Source organism: Streptomyces sp. NPDC048442 (assembly GCF_040651475.1).
Taxonomy (GTDB): domain Bacteria; phylum Actinomycetota; class Actinomycetes; order Streptomycetales; family Streptomycetaceae; genus Streptomyces.
In genome coordinates this window covers 48,504-67,481 of record NZ_JBEZKB010000013.1, presented here as the reverse complement: position 1 = coordinate 67,481, position 18,978 = coordinate 48,504, and the positions used below count along the sequence as shown (strand labels likewise).

The window sequence follows — 18,978 nt, the reverse complement described above, 5'->3', positions numbered from 1 at the left end:
GGCACCGGGGCTCTGGGCGGCTGTCAGCCGATGGTCTCCACTTCCACCTCCGTACGGGACACCTTGCGGCCGTCCGCGTCGATCGACCGGCGCAGCGCCTCGTGCAGTCGGGCCGGGGTGAGCACCCCCAGGAACCGGCCCTCGCTCCGCTCGTCGATGACGGCGATCCATCCCGCGTCGTGCTGGAGCATCGTCGCGAACGCCTGCTTGAGCGACGCCCCCACCGGAAGCCACGCTTCCATCCGGCGCGCGTGCTCCCGCACCGTCCCGCCCTCGTGCGTCGCGCCCTCATGCGTCGCGCCGTTGTGGGGCCCGGCCGGCTCCGTCGCCCCGGCCGGGATCCAGCCGTGCAGGTTGTCCTCGCTGTCGAGTACGACGGCCCAGCGCGCGCCCTCTGCCGACAGCCGTGCCGTGGCGCTCCTGAGGGAGTCGTCGAGGTGGACGACCGGCGGCTGGTCCAGGTCGCTCTCCTCGATGGGAGTGACCGAGAGCCTCTTGAGGCCGCGGTCGGCGCCCACGAAGTCCGCGACGTACGGGGTGGCGGGCGCGCCGAGCACGACGGCGGGGGCGTCGAACTGCTCGACGGTGCCCTGCCCGTAAACGGCGATGCGGTCGCCGAGCCGGACCGCTTCCTCGATGTCGTGCGTGACGAACAGCACCGTCTTGCGGACCTGCGACTGGAGCTTCAGGAACTCGTTCTGCAGATGCTCGCGGACCACCGGGTCGACCGCGCCGAACGGCTCGTCCATGAGGAGGACGGGCGGGTCGGCCGCCAGGGCGCGGGCGACGCCGACGCGCTGTCGCTGGCCGCCGGAGAGCTGTTCCGGATAGCGGGAGCCGTAGACCTTGGGATCCAGGCCCACCAGGTCGAGGAGCTCGGCGGCCCGCGCGCGTGCCTCCGTCCGCTTCACGCCGAGTAGGTGCGGCACGGTCGCGGTGTTGTCGAGGACCGTCTTGTGCGGGAAGAGGCCCACCTGCTGGATCACGTAGCCGATGCGGCGCCGCAGTTCCACCGGGTCGACGGTGGATATGTCCTGGCCGTCGAGGAATATGCGGCCCTCGGTCGGTTCGATGAGCCGGTTGACCATCTTCATCGTGGTGGTCTTGCCGCAGCCCGACGGGCCGACGAGCGTGATGAGTTCACCTGCGGCGACCTCGAAGGACAGGTCGTCGACGGCGGTCGTTCCGTCGGCGTAGCGCTTGGTGACGTGCTCGAACCGGATCATGGGTCCCCATTGTGACGGCTGGTGACGGGTCTTGTGTGAAGGGCGTGTTGCCGTGCTGTGGCAGCCCGAACCGGGCCGGGCCCGTTGTCAGTGGTCGGCGATATGGTCTTTGAACATACGTTCTCAAGTGTGCGCGGAGCAGTTGCCGACCGGGCTGCTTGGGACGGCCGGAGCGGGGGAGGTGGGGACGGGTGAGCGAGCAGAGCTGTCTGGCGACGAACGACTGGATCTGCGGTGAGTACCTGCGTTCCCGCAGCCAGGAATTGACCGATGCGACCCTCCAGCACATCTGGATCACGGTGGCCTCGGTGCTGATCGGGCTGGCCGTGGCCTTCCCCCTCGCACTCCTGGCCCGGCGGCACAAGCGCTTCGCGGGGCCGGTGCTCGGGTTGACCACTGTGCTCTACACGGTGCCCTCGCTGGCGATGTTCTCACTGCTGCTGCCGCTGTTCGGGCTTTCGGCCGCGCTCGTGATCACCGGCCTGGTGCTGTACTCGCTGACGATCCTCGTGCGGAACATCCTGGCCGGCCTCGAAGCGGTGCCGGAAGAGGCCCGGGAGGCCGCACGCGGGATGGGGTACGGGCCCTGGCGGATGCTCTGGGAGGTCGAACTGCCGCTCTCCCTCCCGGCGCTGATGGCCGGGGTGCGGATCGCCACCGTCTCGACGGTCGCGCTGACCACGGTCGGCTCCATCGTCGGCCGCGGCGGCCTCGGCAACCTCATAGAGGACGCGCTGCCCACCTTCTTCAAGGCGCAGGTGCTCGCCGCGTCCGTGCTGTGCGTGCTGCTCGCCCTCGTTGCGGACCTGCTGCTGCTCGGACTCCAGCGGCTGCTCACGCCATGGACCCGGGTGTCCCGGGCGAAGCCCGAGCCGCGTACAACTCGAATACAGAAGACTTCTGCGGCTGTGGGGGCGGGCTGATCTCGATGGGTGTGCTCGGCGACGCCTGGACCTGGCTGGTCACGGGCTCGAACTGGTCGGGGGACGGTGGGGTCTGGGCCCGGCTGACGGAGCATCTGTACGTCAGCGGGGTCGCGCTCGCCGTGGCCTGCCTGCTCGCGCTGCCGCTGGCCTTCCTGCTCGGACACCTCGGCAGGGGAGGTGCGCTCGCGGTCAACATCTCCAACGTGGGGCGGGCCGTCCCGGTGTTCGCGGTGCTGGCGCTCTTCATGGTCTCGCCGCTGCGCTCCGCCGGATACCTGCCGACGATCATCGCGCTGGTGCTGTTCGCGGTGCCGCCGCTGCTCACCAACGCGTATGTCGGGATGCGGGAGGTGGACCGGGCGGTGGTGGAGGCCGCGCGCGGCATGGGCATGTCGGGCATGCAGCTCTTCCTGCGGGTCGAACTGCCCCTCGCGTACCCGCTGGTGATGACCGGGCTGCGGTCGGCCGCCGTGCAGGTGGTGGCCACCGCCTCGATCGCCGCGATGGTCGGCCAGGGCGGGCTCGGGCGGATTATCACCGCCGGGTTCAACACGTACGACACCGCGCAGGTGGTCGCGGGGGCGCTGCTGGTGGCGCTGCTCGCGCTGCTGGTGGAGGGCGCGCTGGTGCTGCTCGGCCGTCTGTTCTCGCCGCTTCGGAAAACCGCCTGACGGCGCGGCAGCCTTCTTGCTTCTCTTTGGTACGTGGATACGTCGTTCTCTTTGATACGTCCGTCTTCGATACGTCCCTCTTCCCTGCACCTCGTGCACTTCATGGATGGTGAACCCTCATGAGCAAGACCTCACGCCTCGCGGGTGCGGTAGTCGGCCTGGTGGCACTGACCGGGTCGCTCGCCGCGTGCGGCGGCGACAGCCTGGAGAAGGGCAAGCCCGGCGCCGCAGCGCCCGCCGGGGGCGGCAAGAAGGGCTCGCTGGTGGTGGGCGCCGCCGCGTTCACCGAGTCCAAGGTGCTGGCGGAGCTGTACGCGCTGGCACTCAAGGACGCCGGGTACGCCACGTCGGTGACCGTCGTCAAGAACCGTGAGCTGTACGAACCCTCGCTGGAGAAGGGCGAGATAGACGTCGTCCCCGAATACGCGGCGACGCTCACCGAATTCCTCAACGCGAAGGTGAACGGAGCCAAGGAGGCCGAGAAGAAGCCGCTCGCCTCCAGCGACGCCGCCGCCACCGTCGCCGCGCTGGAGAAGCTGGCCGGCCCGCTCGGGCTGAAAGTCCTGCCCGCCGGAGAGGCCGTCGACCAGAACGCCTTCGCGGTGACCAAGGAATTCGCCGCGAAGAACAAGCTCAAGACCCTTTCCGACCTGGGCAGGTCCAAGATCAAGGTCAAGATCGCGGCGGGCGACGAATGCAAGGTCCGACCGTTCTGCGCGCCCGGACTGAAGTCCAAGTACGGCATTGACGTCACCGGGATCGACCCCAAGGGCGTCGGTACCCCGCTGTCCAAGCAGGCCGTCAAGGACGGTGAGGACCAGCTCGTCCTCACCACCACGACGGACGCCACGATCGACAGCTTCGGCCTCGTCTTCCTGGCCGACGACAAGAAGCTGCAGAACGCCGACAACCTGCTGCCCGTCGTCAACGCCAAGGAAGCGGCAGACCCGGCCGTCGCCGAGGCGCTCGGCAAGCTCACCAAGGCGCTGACCACGGCGGATCTCGGTGAACTGAACCGCAAGGTCGACATCGACCGGGCCAAGCCGGCCGATGTCGCGAAGGCATATCTGGAGGAGAAGAACCTCCTCAAGAAGTAGCGGAATCAGGAATGGGGGTGCCGTCCGGAGCTGTTTCGGCAGTGGTTCGCCAGGAGCCCGGGTAACCGCAAGGGAACAGATTGCCGAGCGGTGCCCCATCCGTGTCTCGCACACGGTAAATTTCGGGCCATGCCACGTGGACGCCACCGCCATTCCCCACCCCTGCACAAGCTGCTGCCCTCCTCGGCGGTCGCGGGCGTCTCGCTCGTGTGCGCCGTCGGCGCCTGGTTCGTGGCGGAACCCGTGGTGATCCGGTCACTGGTCGCCGCAGCGGCGGCGGCAGCCGTCACCGGGGCGGCCCTGATGCGCAGTTGGGACCGTACGGCGGGCCGCAAGGTCGCCGAACTGACCCGGGCGCGCGAGGCCGACGTGTGGAAGACCGAGGAGCGCGTCGCCGACCTTGAGGGCGACCTTGAGGAATCGCGTGCGCTGCGGGTCAGGCTCGATGCGAAGCTGCGTGCCAAGCGCGTGGAGCTGGCTGCTCTGCGCAACGAGCACGCCGCGCTCCTGCGCCGGTACGCGACCGCCGAGACCGAGCGCGCGACGGCCCTGGAGCGCCGTCGGCAGCTTGCTCTTGAGGCGGCGGCGAAGACCGCTGCGAAGGCCACTCCGAAGGAACTGCCGGCGGCGGCCTCGACGCCGACCCCGGCCGCGTACATGCGGGCGGCCGCGGCGCTGGAGAACCTGGGGCGGAACGGGGTGGTGCAGCGGGAGCGGGCGGAAGCGGCGGCTGTCGCTGCTTCAACCGGTGCGGTGGAGGTACGGGTTCCGGCCCAGCCTCCGGTACGGGTGGAAGTGCCGCGGGCGGAGGTGCCGACTCCGGTTCCGGCCCCGGATCTGCGGGAGCACACGCGCACGTCCGCGCCCCGGACCCCCTCCGCGCCCCAGGCTTCCTCCGTGGCTCCGGCCCCGCCCGCGGCCCTCGCCCCGTACGCCCCGCAGAACCTTCCCGCCGTACGGAAGCAGGGCGGCTTCGACTTCTTCGGCACGGGTGCGTCCGCGCTGGAGCCGGTCAAGGACTCCGTACAGCAGCAGCACAGCGTGCTGGACGAGGACCTCGCGGACGTCGTCGGCGAGGAGGTACTGGCCGACCACCACCGGTCGTCGCGTGCCGCCGCCGGCCGGGACGCGGTCGGCGAGGTCATCGACCTGACGGCGCACGACGAGACCGAGCAGCTGGACGTGGCGGACCTCAGGAGCGCGATCAGCTCCTGAAGTCCCTTCCGTACGGCGCGACGTGCCGATGCGGCGCTACTTGTCGATGTCTCCGACGACGAAGAAGAGCGAGCCGAGGATCGCGACCATGTCGGCGACCAGCGTGCCCGGCAGCAGTTCCGTCAGGGCCTGGATGTTGTTGAACGACGCCGAGCGCAGCTTCAGCCGGTACGGGGTCTTCTCGCCCTTGGAGACCAGGTAGTAGCCATTGATGCCGAGCGGGTTCTCGGTCCAGGCGTACGTGTGACCCTCAGGGGCCTTGAGGACCTTCGGCAGCCGCTGGTTGATCGGTCCCGGCGGCAGGTCGGCCGCCCGGTCGAGACAGGCGTCGGCGAGGTCCAGGGCATTGTGCGTCTGCTCAAGAAGGCACTCGAACCGGGCCAGGCAGTCGCCCTCCTCCCTGGTCACCACCTTGAGGGTGTCCTGGAGTTCGCCGTACGCGAGGTACGGCTCGTCGCGCCGCAGGTCGAAGTCGACCCCCGAGGCACGGGCGATGGGACCGGAAACGCCGTACGCGTGGACGGCCTCGGCCGACAGCACGCCGACGCCGCGCGTACGGCCGCGGAAGATCTCGTTGCCGAGAACCAGGCCGTCGTACACGTCCATCCGCGAACGGACGGAGGCGACGGCGTCGCGCACCCGCCCGAGCCAGCCCGCCGGCACGTCCTCTTTGAGGCCGCCGACCCGGTTGAACATGTAGTGCATGCGACCGCCGGAGACTTCCTCCATCACGGCCTGGAGCTCTTCGCGCTCGCGGAACGCGTGGAAGACGGGGGTGATGCCACCGAGTTCGAGGGGGTACGAGCCGAGGAACATCAGGTGGTTGAGGACCCGGTTGAGCTCGGCGAGGAGGGTGCGGGTCCAGACGGCTCGTTCCGGGACCTCCATGCCCAGCATGCGCTCGACGGCCATGACGACGCCGAGTTCGTTGGAGAACGCGGAGAGCCAGTCGTGGCGGTTGGCCAGCATGACGATCTGGCGGTAGTCGCGGGCCTCGAAGAGCTTTTCGGCGCCGCGGTGCATGTAGCCGATGACGGGTTCGGCGTGCTGGATGCGTTCGCCGTCGAGGACGAGCTTGAGGCGCAGGACGCCGTGGGTGGAGGGGTGCTGGGGGCCGATGTTGAGCACCATGTCGGTGGACTCGGCAGCGCCGCCGATGCCGACTGTCGTCGTCTGCGTCATGCGGGACAGTATCCCTTGGGGGTGAGGAGGGGGAGTGGGGCAGGCTTTTAGGGGCGCGGGGAACTGCGCGATCAGCCACGACGCACCCGCGCGACGACCACCGGCCCTCCTGCCCAAGAAGGCGGCGGCAGAAGCGGCGGTCAGGGGGCGGGGGCTGGGTCTAGGTGGCGGGATTGGCCCCGTCCACTCCCTGCATGAGCCAGGCGAAGTCGCCCAGGCCGCCCCGGGCACGTAGTTCCGCCGCCTCGCCTGCCGTGGTCAGGGCTCGTACGTATGCCGTGGGATCCGTCGATGCCAGGGCCAGGGGTGGCCGTTCGCCCGTGATGCCGAGCCGACGCAGCGCCTCCCGTTGGGTGAGCAGTTCGGTCCGGTGGCCTTGGGCACCGGCAGCTTCCGCCCCGCACGCATCCAGCGCCACATGCGCCGTCACGTCGCATCCCCCGTCCGGCACCGCCCGCACCTCCCGCCCGTCCGCGAAACCGCTCAGCGTGCCGAACGGGGGCCGGGCGCCCCGCTCGTGCGCGTAGTCCACGGCCACCGCGAGCCCCGCGTCCAGGGTCGCCACCGCCCGCGCCCACGCCTCGTCCCGGGGGCGCCCGATCTCCGCCCGATGGCCCGGCCGCCCCTCCAGCGGCCACCACCGTGCCAGCCACTCGGCGTCCGCACCGGTCACGGGGCCGCCGAGCCGCTCCGCGCCGTCGGACATCCGTACCTCGACGTACCGGGTCACCCCGTCCTCGTCCACCTCCGCGACGTCGACCGGCTCGTTGTCCAGCCACTCGTTGGCGAATACCAGACCGGTGACGCCCGACGGCGGTTCGGCGCACCACTCGATGCGGTGGTCGAGCCCGTCCGGCCTCGCCGCCCTCTCGACGGCGTACGCGCGCACCTCGAAGCCCTCGGGAAGCGCCGCCAGCACCCCCGTCAGCAGCTCTCCCCGCCCGGCGCCGATGTCGACCAGATCGATTCCGTCCGGCCCGCCAGGACCGTCAGACCCGTCCGGCCCGCCTCCCAACTCCTCGTACGTCCGCACCAAAAGCCGGGCCACCGCCCCCGCGAACAGCGCGGAGGCGTGCACGGAGGTACGGAAATGGCCTGCCGGGCCCTCGGGGCGCAGGTAGAAGCCGCCGGGACCATAGAGCGCGGCCTCCGTCGCCTCGCGCCAGCCGCGCCACTCAGATCCCTCGGACCCCTCAGATCCCTCAGGCCCCTCGAGTTCCTCGCCGTGCCCTGCTTCCGGCGGATCCGTCTCGTCTCTCACGGCACCAAGTCTCCACTGCGTCTCCACCTTGGGGAGTAGTGGCCCGGCTCCCGGATCGCCCCTCCGGTTGACCCATTGACCTCTGCGGTTTCCCTACGCTGGATACGTGCAGCGCCTCTACGACTTCATCCGCAGACATCCGACGAGCGTCGACAGCTTCTGGGCTGTGATTCTCCTCGGAATGTCCGCGATGTCGGCCGGATCGATCGGCTCCGGTGCGGGCGGCGCCGCGGTGGTGGTCTGCGTCCTCCTGATGTGCCTGACGGTCGCCCTGCGCCGCCGCGCCCCGGAGAAGATGGTCGTCCTGGCGGTCGTGACCGGACTCCTCCAGGTCGCGCTCGGCATCGAGCCGAACGTCTCCAACTTCGCGATGCTCGTCGTCGTCTACACGGTGGCCGCGAACGGCGCCCGCTGGGCGTCCCGGCTGGCCCTCGGCGCCTCGCTGGTCTCCGCCACGATCTCGCAGCTCCGCTGGCCGGTGGAGAAGGGCGACACGGTGGCGCCCATCGCCTTCGCGATCTTCCTGACCGTCCCGTTCGTCCTCGCCTGGGTGCTCGGTGACTCGATGCGCACCCGGCGCGCGTACTTCGCGCAGCTGGAGGAGCGGGCCACCCGGCTGGAGAAGGAGCGCGAGGCGCAGGCGAAGGTCGCCGTCGCCGCCGAGCGCGCCAGGATCGCCCGCGAGCTGCACGACGTCGTCGCGCACAACGTGTCCGTGATGGTGGTGCAGGCGGACGGTGCGGCGTACGTCATGGACGCCTCGCCCGAGCAGGCCAAACAGGCCCTGGAGACCATCTCGATGACCGGCCGGCAGGCGCTCGCCGAGATGCGCCGGCTGCTCGGCGTACTGCGTACGGGAGAGCAGCAGGTGAGCGGCGAGTACGTTCCGCAGCCGGACGTGCAGCAGATCGAGGACCTGGTGGAACAGGTCCGCACCGCGGGCCTCACCGTGGACTTCAAGATCGAGGGCACCGCCCGCCCGCTGCCCAGCGGCGTCGAACTCACCGCGTACCGCATCGTGCAGGAAGCCCTCACCAACACCCGTAAGCACGGCGGCCCCGAGGCGGGCGCGAGTGTGCGCCTGGTGTACTTCGACGACGGGCTCGGTCTGCTCGTCGAGGACGACGGCCGGGGCGCCTCCCACGAGCTGTACCAGGACGGTGGCGCCGACGGCCAGGGCCACGGCCTCATCGGGATGCGCGAGCGGGTGGGTATGGTCGGCGGCACGCTGGACGCGGGACCGCGCCCCGGCGGAGGCTTCCGCATCAGCGCCCTGCTCCCGCTCAAACCGGCCCACTGACGCCGGCCCGCCGAGTCCGGCCCACCCCCACTGACCGGCCCACCGACACCGGCCCGCCGAAGCCGGTCCACCGACACCTGAAGACGCTCCAAGCCGCTCCAGCCCCGCTCCCACCCGCTCTCCGGAAGGTCCTTCCCCATGCCGCCGATCCGCGTGATGCTCGTCGAGGAGCGCGGGACACATACACATAGGCTGTGACCTGCGCCGATGAAACATCAGGGGAGTGCGGGGAACCATGGGGCAGAGCGCGGACATAGCCGGGGGGCCGTTCATATGCGAGTTGTGCGGGAAGGCTGAGGCTCAGCCGATCGACCTGTACACGCGCAAGTCACGGAAGCTCAAGGCGGACGATCACCGCAGGGAGCAGAGCACCGACGCGCAGACGGAGCAGGGGCACCGCTGGGCGCACCGGAACGGCTACGCGGTCCGGAAGGTGTGGAAGGACCTTCAGAGCGCTTACAAGGATGTGAAGCGGTCCGACTTCGACCGTGCCTTGCGAGCGCTGGCAGGCGGGGAGGCTCCGGCCTTGTGGGCGTATGCGATCGACCGCTTCAGCCGCAAGGGCGCTGAGGATCTGTTGAAGGTCATCGGCAAGGCACGCGTGATCTTCGACATGGACGGCTTGGACTCCAACGAGCCGCGTGACCGTCGTTGGATCATCAACCGGGCGGAAGAGGCACGCGAGTACTCCGAGACTCTGTCCCGCCGCGTGAGCGACACCAAGGCGGAGCAGCGAGACCAGGGGCTTTGGGTGGCTGGACGTCCGCCGTGGGGGCTCTCCGTCTCGCGTGATCGGCGTCTGTCGGAGGACGTGACCCCTGCCGCTGAGGGGATGCAGTCGCGCGCTGACGTAGTGCGGGAAATGTTCCGGCGGGTAGCACATGAGGGCGCGTCTACCCGGGAACTTGCTCGCTGGCTGGATGAATCGGGAGTACCCGGACCGGGTGGCAAGGGATGGCGCTATCCGAACATTGCCCGGATGCTCAGGCACCCCGCGTATGTCGGTTGGCAGATGGTGCAGATCGGCTCACGTCCGACTGTCTACCGGAACGGGCAGGGGCAGCGTGTAGCCCTTCAAGGGCAGGGTGGGAAGCCCGTGGGGTTGGTCGCTGAGGCTGAGCAGCGCAAGGCACTGGACACCCTTACCCGGCTTGCTGATCTCGCCCCCATTCCGCCCAACCCTCAGAAGAGGGACACCCGTGCCAAGCACTTGCTGACGGGGCTTGCCCGGTGTGCTGGCTGCGGTCTCTCGGCTCCCTTTCAGGGGAAGTCGTACGCGTGCGGGGGTGTGCTCGGGGGACGGGATTGCACGGCGCGCGCGTCGGCACGGGGCCCTCTGCTTGAGGGCTACGTCTTCGAGTGCTGGCTTGCACGGCTCACCAGTTCCGAACCTGACGACGACATCATGATTGCCGTCTCGGAGCGCTGGGCGGCCCGTGTGAGGCCGGAGGAGACGGAAGGGGAGCAGGCGGCGCGGGCGGCCCTGCGAGCGGCTGAGATGGGCTTGCAGCGACTCTTGGGCGACCGTCAGAAGGGTGTCTATGACGGTGCGGCAGCCCGTTACTTCGCGCCGATGCTCCGGGACGCGAGTGACGCCGTGGAGCTTGCCCGGAAGGAAGTCGGCAAGTACGTGGCTGACGGGCCGTTGGATCTGCCGTTCATGAGCGTCGATCGGGAGATCATCATCGAGTCGTGGGAAGGTGCCGATCTGCCGTTGAAGCGTGACCTGCTGCGCCTTGCCATCAACCGCGTGATCATCAAGAAGGCACCGCACCAGGGGGCTAGGTTCGATGGGGATGCGCGCGTCACGATCGAGTGGGCGGAGCCTGCGGAGAGCTGACTGAGCGCCGTTTGCGGCCCGTTGCTGGGAGTCCCCGGTGGCGGGCCGTTCGGCGTTTCGGGGGGCGGGTGTGGCTTCGGGAGTCCCGGGGGCATGTCAGCGCGGACGCATACAGTCGGGGGAAGCCGGGGATCGGTCACGGTTCTGTCGGGGGGATGACGGAGTGAAGTGACAGGGGTGCGGTCTGCTGCGCCTCCTTTGCTTCTTTACTCCCCGTTCCGCGATGGGCGTTGACCCTTGCGGTTACTGGCCTGCGAGGGGGTCGCCGGAGGGTTTCATGATCAACAAAAGTGGTGAGGGGTGGGGTTGTGTCGGCGTTGGAAGAGGCGCGCGCGACGTGTTCGGAGTGTCTGGGGGAGCGTGCGCGTGATGGCCGTGGGACGTGTGGCGCGCCGTTGTGTCTTGAGTCGGCCCGGTTGCAGCGGCTTGCCCGTAAGGCGCGTGAGGCTGTGCGCGCTGCTGTAGGTCCTGCGCGTTGCCATCGTTGCGACAAGCCGCATGGTCGTGAGTCGTGGGCGCGGTATTGCGTGCCGTGTGCTGGTGAGGTGGACGAGTCCCGGCAGGCTGAGCGTCGGAAGTTGGCGGAGCAGCGGAGAGAGGCGGAGGGTCGCAGGCCGTGTCAGGGTCCGAATTGCTTGAACCTGGTGGGGGTTTCTCGGGGTCCTGCCCGTCGGTATTGCTCGGAGGTGTGCAGTCGTGCCGCTGAGTACATCCGTAAGCGCACCCGGACCAAGCCTGATCCGGTGCCGTGTCGGCGTTGTGGTACGCCCGTGATCCTCAAGTTCCGTGATGGGGTGTGCCGTTCGTGTCAGCAGAAGCAGCGGACGGCAGCGCGCCGGGTGACACTTCAGCGCAAGGTGCGTGCTGCTCACGGGGATGCGGGGTGTTTCCACTGTTCGGCTCTGCTGCCCGAGGGTGGGGTGGTTGATCATCTGCGACCGATATCGCGGGGCGGGCTGTCGACGGTGGCGAACATGCGCGTGGTGTGTGTGCTCTGCAACAGCTCGAAGAAGGATCAGTTGCTGGACGAGTGGAAGCCGCTGCTCCTCCCCGCGTGACCCCACCCCAGGGGGTGACCCCCGGCGCACCCAAATCCTGCACGGCAGGGAGGGAAAACCTTCGCGTGGCTACTGGGGCCGTTTGTGCGGGGAGTTGCTGAGCGTGACGGGCGGTCGGGTGTCTATCAAACGATGGTTTATGAGACGTCGCCGCCGACTGCTCCAGACCCCTGAAACCTTGTAGCAAAACCCGTCTCAGAACCTATCCGGAACCCCTGGTGTTCTGAGATGAGTTCTGAGACGATCCATGCATGACGACGAACACGGGAACCCTGGTCGGTTACAAGCGAGTGAGTACCAACGCGCAGGATGCGCAGCTTCAGACTGACGCGCTGTCAGAGGCGGGTTGCTCCCGGGTCTTTGAGGACAAGGCGTCCGGCAAGAACGCCGAGCGTGCGGGGCTGATAGCAGCGCTGGATTACATGCGCGAGGGAGACACCTTGTGCGTGTGGAAGCTGGACCGGCTGGGGCGCTCCACCAAGGATGTGCTGACGATCGCTGAGGATCTGCACGCCCGGGGGATCAGCCTGCGCATCCTGACGGGCACGCTGGCGGGCAGCTACTCGCCCAAGGGGGAAGGCAAGTTCTTCTTCACGATGATGGTGGCGTTCGCCGAGCTGGAGCGGGACATGATCGTGGAGCGCACACGGGCCGGTCTGGACGCTGCCAAGGCTCAGGGGCGTACCGGTGGGCGTCCGGCCGTGATGGACGCTGACAAGCTCGCTGCGGCCCGTTCGCGTCGGGCCAAGGGTGAGAGCGTCACGGCGATTGCTCGGGCGCTGAAGGTGTCTCGGGCGACGCTGTACCGGGCGCTTGCCGACACGGAGTGATCCGACCGAATCGGAGAGGCCGTCTGCCCGTTGGGGTGGGCGGTCTTTCTGCTGTCCGGGGTGCGGGGCGTTGCGAAAGTTCGGTGGACGTGACCTCTGTCGATCCCGGCTCTAGCTCGGGGTGCGCGCGCTAGGTGTGACGCTGTTTCCCGCCCCCCATTCGGCGCTGAACTGCGGTGATGCCTTTAACGGGGCTGATTTATGGCCCTGTTAAGGGGTGGGGAGGGGGTCCTTAGTGGCGCGTTGTGCCACCGGAGGGGTATAGCAAGCCGGATTCCGTACGGGTTTCGGGGGTGCCGAAAACCCCGCCATGGGCGTTGTGGCGGGGCTGGAGCGGCGTGGTGGGTTCGTGGTCAGGCGTCGCCCCGCGCGAGCGTGACAAGCCCGCTGAAGGCTTCGGGGGTGAGCATGAGCGTCGGGCCCTGGGGGCGCTTGCTGTCTCGTACGGGGACGACACCGTGACGGGCCGCGTGTTCCGGGGACCATTCAAGGCACTGCCCGCCGTCGCCCCCGCTGTACGTGCTCTTGACCCACTGGATATCCGTCCGGGCGGGGGCATTGCTCATCGGTCGTGTTCCTCCGTGATCTTGCGAATCATGGCCAGCGATTCACCCTCTGACAGGGCCGCCATGCGTAGATGATCGAACGTGGCGCGCGCGGTAGCAACAACCTTCGGGGCGTCTTCTACCTGGCCACCCTGGGTGGGCGTCTCCGTATAGACCGAACAGCCGTTCCCTGGCGTCTCAACTAGCGTAAACGGCAAGTGAGATGGTGCGGCACCTTCCTTGAACGGGAAGACTTGCAGGGTGACGTTTGGTAGCTCTGCCTGCCGCGCGAGGAACCGGAGTTGGTCCGCCATGACGTCCCGTCCGCCGACCAGGGCGCGCAAGACGCCTTCGTGGATGATCACCCATAGAAGTGGGGGTTCCTCGCGTGCCAGGACCTCACGGCGCAGCATGCGGGTTTCCACGCTGGCTTTGATCTCTGACGCGTCCCATCGTGGATGCGCTGCACGGAAGACGGCTTCGGCGTACTCGGGTGTCTGCAACAGACCCATCAAGAACGTGCACGAGTAGTCCGTGACGGCGTTAGCCGCTCGCTCCAGCTCGATGTACGGGACGAACCAAGTCGGGTGCCCACGTTTCGACAGGCGGTCCCGTAGGCGCGCGTACACGCCCGGGGTCCCTGCCGCCCGGTCCAGTGCGAACGCGAACGCCTCAGAGGCGAGAACGCTCCCGCTCTCTACCTTGCTGATGTACGGCTGTTGGTAGTTGACCCTCGGTGCGAACTCCTCTTGGGAAAGTCCCATGGACTTGCGTAGTTCCTCCACCTCAAGCCCGAAGAACTCCGCTGGGGTTGAAGGGTCGCGCGTTGTGGTGCCGATGTCGTCGGCCATGTGGTCAACACCCCCGTATTCCAAGCCGGTTGGAATGGATTTTGGTCTTCCGAGCGTACGGCGCAGCGTCCAGCCTGGTCACAGACACCGACCGATTGCCGGACGCGATGTGAAGGGTGCGCACGATGACTGACCAGCCCCGCCGGTTCGTCTCCTCCGTGAATGCTGTCCCGGACGTCCCGGGGATAGTCGCGATGGAGTGGTGCCGCAGCGAGACGGACGAAGCGGTACCCGACTTCCCGATGGTGTCGGCACTGGCGTGGCCCCCGTGTAGGTGCGGAAGCCCCCGTTGCCCGGACTACAAGCCCCCGGCGGAACCCCTCTCGCTGTCGGCCCGCGTGGCTGAGGTCAACAAGCGCCGAGGGTTGTGATGCCGTCCGCGCGCTGGGAATCCAGCCCGTTCGCGTCGACCCCCAAGCGGCCGGTCCCGGGCTGCAAGCGGTGCGCGCAGATCGTCGATGGCCTGAGGGCTGCGCACGACGAGCACACGCCCGCCGGGTACGCCCGGGAAGACGACTTGCACGTGAAGTTGACCAGTCACTTGCTCACGGACCACTGACCCGCGAAGGAAGATCCAATGCGCTACTACGCCCACCGATTAGCACGCACGATCACTGACCCCGGGTTCGTCTTGGTGGTGGTCATCGCTGCCTCATGCGGGTTCGTCGTCGGCGCTGCGACGCTCGGGCCCCTCTGACTTCCGCCCCTGTCGAGATGCTGCGGAATCTCTCGGCAGGGGCGGGCAAGACTCCCGCCCGTTGATGTTCAGGGGTGCCCGGAAGCACTCCCGGAAAGACGCCCGGCGGGCGGGTATGGCTCCGTCCCGATCGTGTTCCTGAGGTGGGATTCACGCGGTCGGGGCGGGGCGTCATGAACGATTCGCGAGCATCGAGAGAGGAAGCGACGATATGCAATGTCCCAGTTGTGGCGCGGGCGCTATACAGGGCCCCGACGGCTCTTGGACGTGTGGGAATCAGTGCGGTTGGTCTTCCGGGGTCGCTCCGGCCCCTGCCGGGTACGCTCCGGGGCATGGACAGATGGTCACCGGAACTGGACCCGGAACCCGAACCTGAGGCCGTAGTGATACCGGAGATCACGGAGGCGGAATGCCGGAAGTGCGGTACGCGCGTGGCCGGGCTCGATGGTCGGTACGCGTGTGGCGTCTGCGGATGGACCAATGAGTGGACGGAAGGGCATCGACCGTTGCCCCGCGCTGAAGACGACCCGGACTACCCCGGCTCTGATGCGCCCGGAAACCGGCTGACCCAGTAGTCACGATGGTGCCCGCTGCAAGGGCCCGTACTGCCCCGTTCGTGGACTCCGCGAGCGGGGTTTCCGGCTGCGTACCCTGGCCGTATGACTGCCTCTGAGACCCCCGCCCCGGTACCATCCGTAAGAGTCATGCTCGTCGACGACCAGATGCTGCTGCGCACCGGTTTCCGGATGGTCCTGGCCGCCCAGCCGGACATGGAGGTCGTCGCCGAGGCGGGCGACGGGCAGGAGGCGATCGACATCCTGCGCACCACCGCGGTCGACGTCGTGCTGATGGACGTACGCATGCCGCGGCTGGACGGTGTGGAGGCGACCCGGCGGATCTGCGCACAGCAGGACCCGCCGCGGGTGCTCATCCTGACCACCTTCGACCTCGACGAGTACGCCTTCTCCGGGCTCCAGGCGGGCGCCAGCGGCTTCATGCTGAAGGATGTGCCGCCGGCCGAGCTGCTGGCCGCGATCCGCTCCGTGCACAGCGGGGACGCGGTCGTCGCCCCGTCCACCACCCGCCGCCTGCTCGACCGCTTCTCGCCGATGCTGCCGAGCACCGGCAAGGAGCCGGGGCACAAGGCGGTCGAGAAGCTCACCGACCGCGAGCGCGAGGTCATGCTGCTGGTCGCACAGGGCCTGTCGAACGGTGAGATCGCCGCCCGTCTCGTCCTCTCCGAGGCCACCGTCAAGACCCACGTCGGCCGCATCCTGACCAAGCTCGGCCTGCGCGACCGCGTGCAGGTCGTCGTCCTCGCGTACGAGACGGGTCTGGTACGGGCCGGGGGCTCACCGGGCGGGATGTAGAAGCCGCCGGGCGGGACGCAGAGCGCCGCAGGGGCGCGCTCAGCGCAGCACACCCTCCAGGAAGTCGCTGCCCAGCCGGGCCACCACGGTCGTGTCCAGCTGGTGCAGTACGTACCGGCCGCGGCGGCGGGTGGTGATCAGGCCGGCCTTCTTCAGCACACCCAGGTGCCGGGACACCTCGGGAGCGGTGATGGCGAGGGTGTCGGCCAGCTCGCCCGTCGTGTACGGGGTACGCGCCAGGAACCGGCACAGCCGCATCCGCATCGGGTGGGCCAGCGCCTCCAGCCGCTGCTGCAGCAGTTGCACGGAAGCGGGCGAGGGCAGCTCGGGGGCGCCCACCGGGTAGTGGATCACCGGCCGCCAGCCCGGGGCGTGCAGCACCAGCAGGTGCGGCCAGCCGAAGGTGGACGGCACGGCGGTCAGGCCCGCGCCGACCTCCGGGTCCACCGCGGTGGTGTGGCCCTCGGCGAGCTTGTCCGCCCGTATTCGCTGGGACTTCTCGTCCAGGGTGAGCGCGGGGGACACCGCGTGCAGCGCCTCGGCCAGGCCCCGGCGCTGCAGCAGGTCGTGCTTGTGGCGGGCGTCCGAGGCGAGCTGGACCCGGACCCGGTTCCAGGTGTCCGCGAAGAACGCTTCGTTGCAGTCCTCGAAGAGCCGCCGCAGCCAGAGCCGGACCGAGCCGGGGTCACTGAGCAGCCGGTGGGTGAAGTCGAGCTGCTTGGGGCCGCGGGCCGCCGCCAGGTCCAGCGCACGGGTCCGCAGCGCGTCGTCCACCAGCGGCGAGGGGCCGTCCACCGCGTACATGCTGGAGCAGGTGAACTCCAGGGCCGCCGACACGAACTGCTCGTCGGTGAGCCGGTCCAGCAGGTCCAGGTCCTCGTCGAGCGTCGCGCCGGGCCTGCCGGGTCCGTCCTTGACGCCCGCGAACGGCAGGAACACGTCGGAGAACGTCGTCCGCCACAGGAAGTCCGCCTCGGTCAGCCGGTCCGCGAGGTCGGGCTTGAGGCCGGAAGAGGTCGCGGTCGCCCAGCCGTGCAGCCCGGGGTGGTGACCGGGCTCGGACAGGGCGTGCAGCGCCATGCCCAGCTCGCCCAGGGGCGTGATCGCGAAGTCGATCCGCTCGGGCGGCAGGCCGGTGATGTCCACAGAGACGCTCATGGCCCCATGGTGCCTGCTCACACTGACAATCGAGCCGCCGATTGACGGGGGCCGTCAATCGGCGGGGGCTGGATTGACGACGTCCGTCAATCGGTTGGCGGCCCCCGGTCGTTGGGCCGCAGCGTGAGGGCCATGAACGCAACCCAGCAGCACATGTTCGACGCCTACCGCGCCGCCCAGCACGGCACCCCCACCCCGCCGGCCCCCGGCCGCCACGACTGGGAGACCGTGCGCGAACTCCGCGACACGGTCCGCGAGGACCTCCGCTTCCGTGCCGTGGTCGGGGAACGGCCCGGCCGGACCTACCTGCGGGCCGCCGCCGCCCGGCTGATCGCCCGGCTGCGCCCGTCCCGTACGGCCGGTGTCCGTACCGCCGCGGCTCCGGCCCGTACCGCCACCTCGGCTGTAGGGACCACCTCCGCCCCGGCCGTACGGACCACCTCCGCGCCCCGTACCGCAGGTTGCAGCTAGGGCAGCCGGCCAGTGAACTCGGCCACCGCGGCGATCACGTCCTCCGCAGTCCACTCCAGCCCCTCGGCCGCCACCGTCACCTCGGTGACCGAGATGCCGGGGGTGTCACCGGGGAACCACCGGTGGAACAGGGCCACGCCCGTCTCCTCCGCCTGCCGTACCGCCGCCTCCGTCAGAACGTCGGCGGCGTACGGCAGCCACACCTGGAACTGATGCGTGTGCGGGACCTCCGGGTTCACCCGGAACCACGGCACCCCCGCCGCCTCAAGACCCTTGCCCAGCGCCTGCGCGACGACCTTCGCGTGCGCCACGTAGTTCGGCAGCCGGGGCAGTTCCCGCTCAAGACCGAGCAGCGCGCTCAGCACCGCCGGATACTGCTGGAAGAGCTGGCCCCCATAGCGGTGGCGCCACGCCTTCGCCTCGTCGATCAGCGTCTGCGGGCCCGCCAGCGCCGCCCCCGACATCCCGCCCAGCGACTTGTAGTACGACACGTACACGCTGTCCGCGAGCGCCGCGATCTCCTCAAGAGGACGCCCGAAGTGCGGGGTGCACTCCCACAACCGCGCCCCGTCGAAATGGACGACCGCGTCCCGCTCCCGGGCGGCCGCCACGACCTCCGTCAGCTCGTCCCACGCCGGCAGTACGAAACCGGGCTCGCGCAGCGGCAGTTCCAGCATCAGCGTCCCGAAGGGCTCGTCGAAGTCGCGCACCTCGTCGGCGGTGGGAAGGCGGGGCTCGTCCGTCGGGTGCACGGTGCGCAGCCCGCTCACCTCATAGAGGGCGTTGCGCTCGTGCAGTTCCGGGTGGGCGCGGGGGTGCAGGGCGACCGTGCGGTTGCCGGTGCGGCCCGCCCAGCAGCGCAGCGCGATCTGCTGCGCCATGGTGCCGGTGGGGAAGAACGCGGCGGCCTCCGTGCCGAGGGCGCGGGCGGTGCGCCGCTCCAGCTCCTCCACGACGCCGTCGCCGTACAGGTCGGTCCAGCCGTCCAGGTCGTACACGGTGCCCGCGTCGGCGGCGAGGGCGGCCAGCCGGTCGCCGATCCGCTGCTCGGCGGCGATGCGGGAGAGCACCCGGCGGGCCCCGCTCCAGGCGGCCAGCCTGCGCTGTCTCACGTCGGTGCCAGTGCCAGTGCCAGTACCGGTGCCGGTGCCGGTGCTGCCGCTGTCGGTGCCCGTGCTGCCGTCGTTGATGTCGCTGTCGGTCATCCGGTGATGATCGCGTACGGAGCGGAGGGAGTCACCGGGTTTCCCCACAGCCTGTGGACAGCGGGCCCGCGCCCC

General features: G+C 69.2%; 18 protein-coding genes. 11 read left to right on the top strand and 7 right to left on the bottom strand.

From position 1 onward, the window contains the following. Nucleotides 1–23: 23 nt before the first annotated feature. Nucleotides 24–1,226, bottom strand: coding sequence for a betaine/proline/choline family ABC transporter ATP-binding protein (locus AB0D18_RS20700; protein ID WP_362420326.1), 1,203 nt, complete (start codon nucleotides 1,224–1,226; stop codon nucleotides 24–26). A 191-nt stretch (nucleotides 1,227–1,417) separates the two neighbouring features. Here AB0D18_RS20700 and AB0D18_RS20695 point away from each other — a divergent pair, with 191 nt between their 5' ends. From AB0D18_RS20695 to AB0D18_RS20680, 4 genes are all read left to right on the top strand, one after another. Then, nucleotides 1,418–2,149, top strand: a complete 732-nt coding sequence (locus tag AB0D18_RS20695) for an ABC transporter permease (RefSeq protein WP_362420323.1) — start codon at nucleotides 1,418–1,420, stop codon at nucleotides 2,147–2,149. Between the two features lie 5 nt (nucleotides 2,150–2,154). Next, the gene (locus tag AB0D18_RS20690) at nucleotides 2,155–2,823 is read left to right on the top strand and encodes an ABC transporter permease (RefSeq protein ID WP_362420321.1); all 669 of its coding nucleotides are present in this window, start codon (nucleotides 2,155–2,157) and stop codon (nucleotides 2,821–2,823) included. 119 nt (nucleotides 2,824–2,942) lie between these two features. Then, a complete protein-coding gene (locus AB0D18_RS20685; RefSeq protein WP_362420318.1) occupies nucleotides 2,943–3,920 on the top strand; it encodes an ABC transporter substrate-binding protein in 978 nt (325 codons plus the stop codon). Nucleotides 3,921–4,049: 129 nt separating this feature from the next. Further along, complete coding sequence (locus AB0D18_RS20680) at nucleotides 4,050–5,135, top strand: hypothetical protein (protein ID WP_362420315.1); 1,086 nt, start codon at nucleotides 4,050–4,052, stop codon at nucleotides 5,133–5,135. A 36-nt stretch (nucleotides 5,136–5,171) separates the two neighbouring features. On the opposite strand, the gene AB0D18_RS20675 is transcribed toward AB0D18_RS20680, so the two are convergent. Together AB0D18_RS20675 and AB0D18_RS20670 are read right to left on the bottom strand one after the other, a co-directional pair. Then, the gene (locus AB0D18_RS20675) at nucleotides 5,172–6,317 is read right to left on the bottom strand and encodes an NADH-quinone oxidoreductase subunit D (RefSeq protein WP_362420312.1); all 1,146 of its coding nucleotides are present in this window, start codon (nucleotides 6,315–6,317) and stop codon (nucleotides 5,172–5,174) included. A gap of 160 nt (nucleotides 6,318–6,477) precedes the next feature. Continuing rightward, nucleotides 6,478–7,578: an SAM-dependent methyltransferase gene (locus AB0D18_RS20670; RefSeq protein ID WP_362420309.1), complete on the bottom strand. Its 1,101-nt coding sequence runs from the start codon at nucleotides 7,576–7,578 to the stop codon at nucleotides 6,478–6,480. Nucleotides 7,579–7,684: 106 nt separating this feature from the next. Here AB0D18_RS20670 and AB0D18_RS20665 point away from each other — a divergent pair, with 106 nt between their 5' ends. The 4 genes from AB0D18_RS20665 to AB0D18_RS20650 all read left to right on the top strand — a co-directional run bounded on the left by AB0D18_RS20665 (nucleotide 7,685) and on the right by AB0D18_RS20650 (nucleotide 12,606). After that, nucleotides 7,685–8,878, top strand: coding sequence for a sensor histidine kinase (locus AB0D18_RS20665; RefSeq protein WP_362420306.1), 1,194 nt, complete (start codon nucleotides 7,685–7,687; stop codon nucleotides 8,876–8,878). Nucleotides 8,879–9,113: 235 nt separating this feature from the next. Further along, on the top strand, nucleotides 9,114–10,718 hold the full coding sequence (locus AB0D18_RS20660; protein WP_362420303.1) for a recombinase family protein: 1,605 nt from the start codon (nucleotides 9,114–9,116) through the stop codon (nucleotides 10,716–10,718). 770 nt (nucleotides 10,719–11,488) lie between these two features. Then, nucleotides 11,489–11,776, top strand: a complete 288-nt coding sequence (locus tag AB0D18_RS20655; RefSeq protein ID WP_362420300.1) for an HNH endonuclease signature motif containing protein — start codon at nucleotides 11,489–11,491, stop codon at nucleotides 11,774–11,776. A 251-nt stretch (nucleotides 11,777–12,027) separates the two neighbouring features. Further along, nucleotides 12,028–12,606 carry a recombinase family protein gene (locus AB0D18_RS20650; protein WP_362420297.1) on the top strand — a complete coding sequence of 193 codons (579 nt, stop codon included), beginning with the start codon at nucleotides 12,028–12,030 and terminating at the stop codon, nucleotides 12,604–12,606. A gap of 353 nt (nucleotides 12,607–12,959) precedes the next feature. Here AB0D18_RS20650 and AB0D18_RS20645 read toward each other — a convergent pair whose 3' ends face one another. Continuing rightward, nucleotides 12,960–13,172, bottom strand: a complete 213-nt coding sequence (locus AB0D18_RS20645) for a DUF397 domain-containing protein (protein ID WP_362420294.1) — start codon at nucleotides 13,170–13,172, stop codon at nucleotides 12,960–12,962. Continuing rightward, on the bottom strand, nucleotides 13,169–14,002 hold the full coding sequence (locus tag AB0D18_RS20640) for a helix-turn-helix transcriptional regulator (protein ID WP_362420291.1): 834 nt from the start codon (nucleotides 14,000–14,002) through the stop codon (nucleotides 13,169–13,171). Before AB0D18_RS20640 ends, AB0D18_RS20645 begins: the two co-directional genes overlap by 4 nt. Nucleotides 14,003–15,031: 1,029 nt before the next feature. Between AB0D18_RS20640 and AB0D18_RS20635 the strand changes: the two genes are divergently transcribed. Then, nucleotides 15,032–15,274 carry a hypothetical protein gene (locus AB0D18_RS20635; RefSeq protein ID WP_362420288.1) on the top strand — a complete coding sequence of 81 codons (243 nt, stop codon included), beginning with the start codon at nucleotides 15,032–15,034 and terminating at the stop codon, nucleotides 15,272–15,274. A gap of 129 nt (nucleotides 15,275–15,403) precedes the next feature. Beyond that, nucleotides 15,404–16,069: a response regulator transcription factor gene (locus AB0D18_RS20630; RefSeq protein ID WP_362420284.1), complete on the top strand. Its 666-nt coding sequence runs from the start codon at nucleotides 15,404–15,406 to the stop codon at nucleotides 16,067–16,069. A gap of 39 nt (nucleotides 16,070–16,108) precedes the next feature. On the opposite strand, the gene AB0D18_RS20625 is transcribed toward AB0D18_RS20630, so the two are convergent. After that, on the bottom strand, nucleotides 16,109–17,227 hold the full coding sequence (locus tag AB0D18_RS20625) for a DUF5937 family protein (protein WP_362420281.1): 1,119 nt from the start codon (nucleotides 17,225–17,227) through the stop codon (nucleotides 16,109–16,111). Between the two features lie 132 nt (nucleotides 17,228–17,359). Here AB0D18_RS20625 and AB0D18_RS20620 point away from each other — a divergent pair, with 132 nt between their 5' ends. Next, nucleotides 17,360–17,698 (top strand): hypothetical protein, encoded by a 339-nt coding sequence (locus AB0D18_RS20620; RefSeq protein ID WP_362420278.1) that lies wholly within the window; start codon nucleotides 17,360–17,362, stop codon nucleotides 17,696–17,698. Here AB0D18_RS20620 and AB0D18_RS20615 read toward each other — a convergent pair. After that, entirely contained in the window at nucleotides 17,695–18,903 is a 1,209-nt protein-coding gene (locus tag AB0D18_RS20615; protein ID WP_362420275.1) for a beta-eliminating lyase-related protein, read from the bottom strand. The genes AB0D18_RS20620 and AB0D18_RS20615 overlap by 4 nt on opposite strands. Nucleotides 18,904–18,978: the final 75 nt, after the last annotated feature.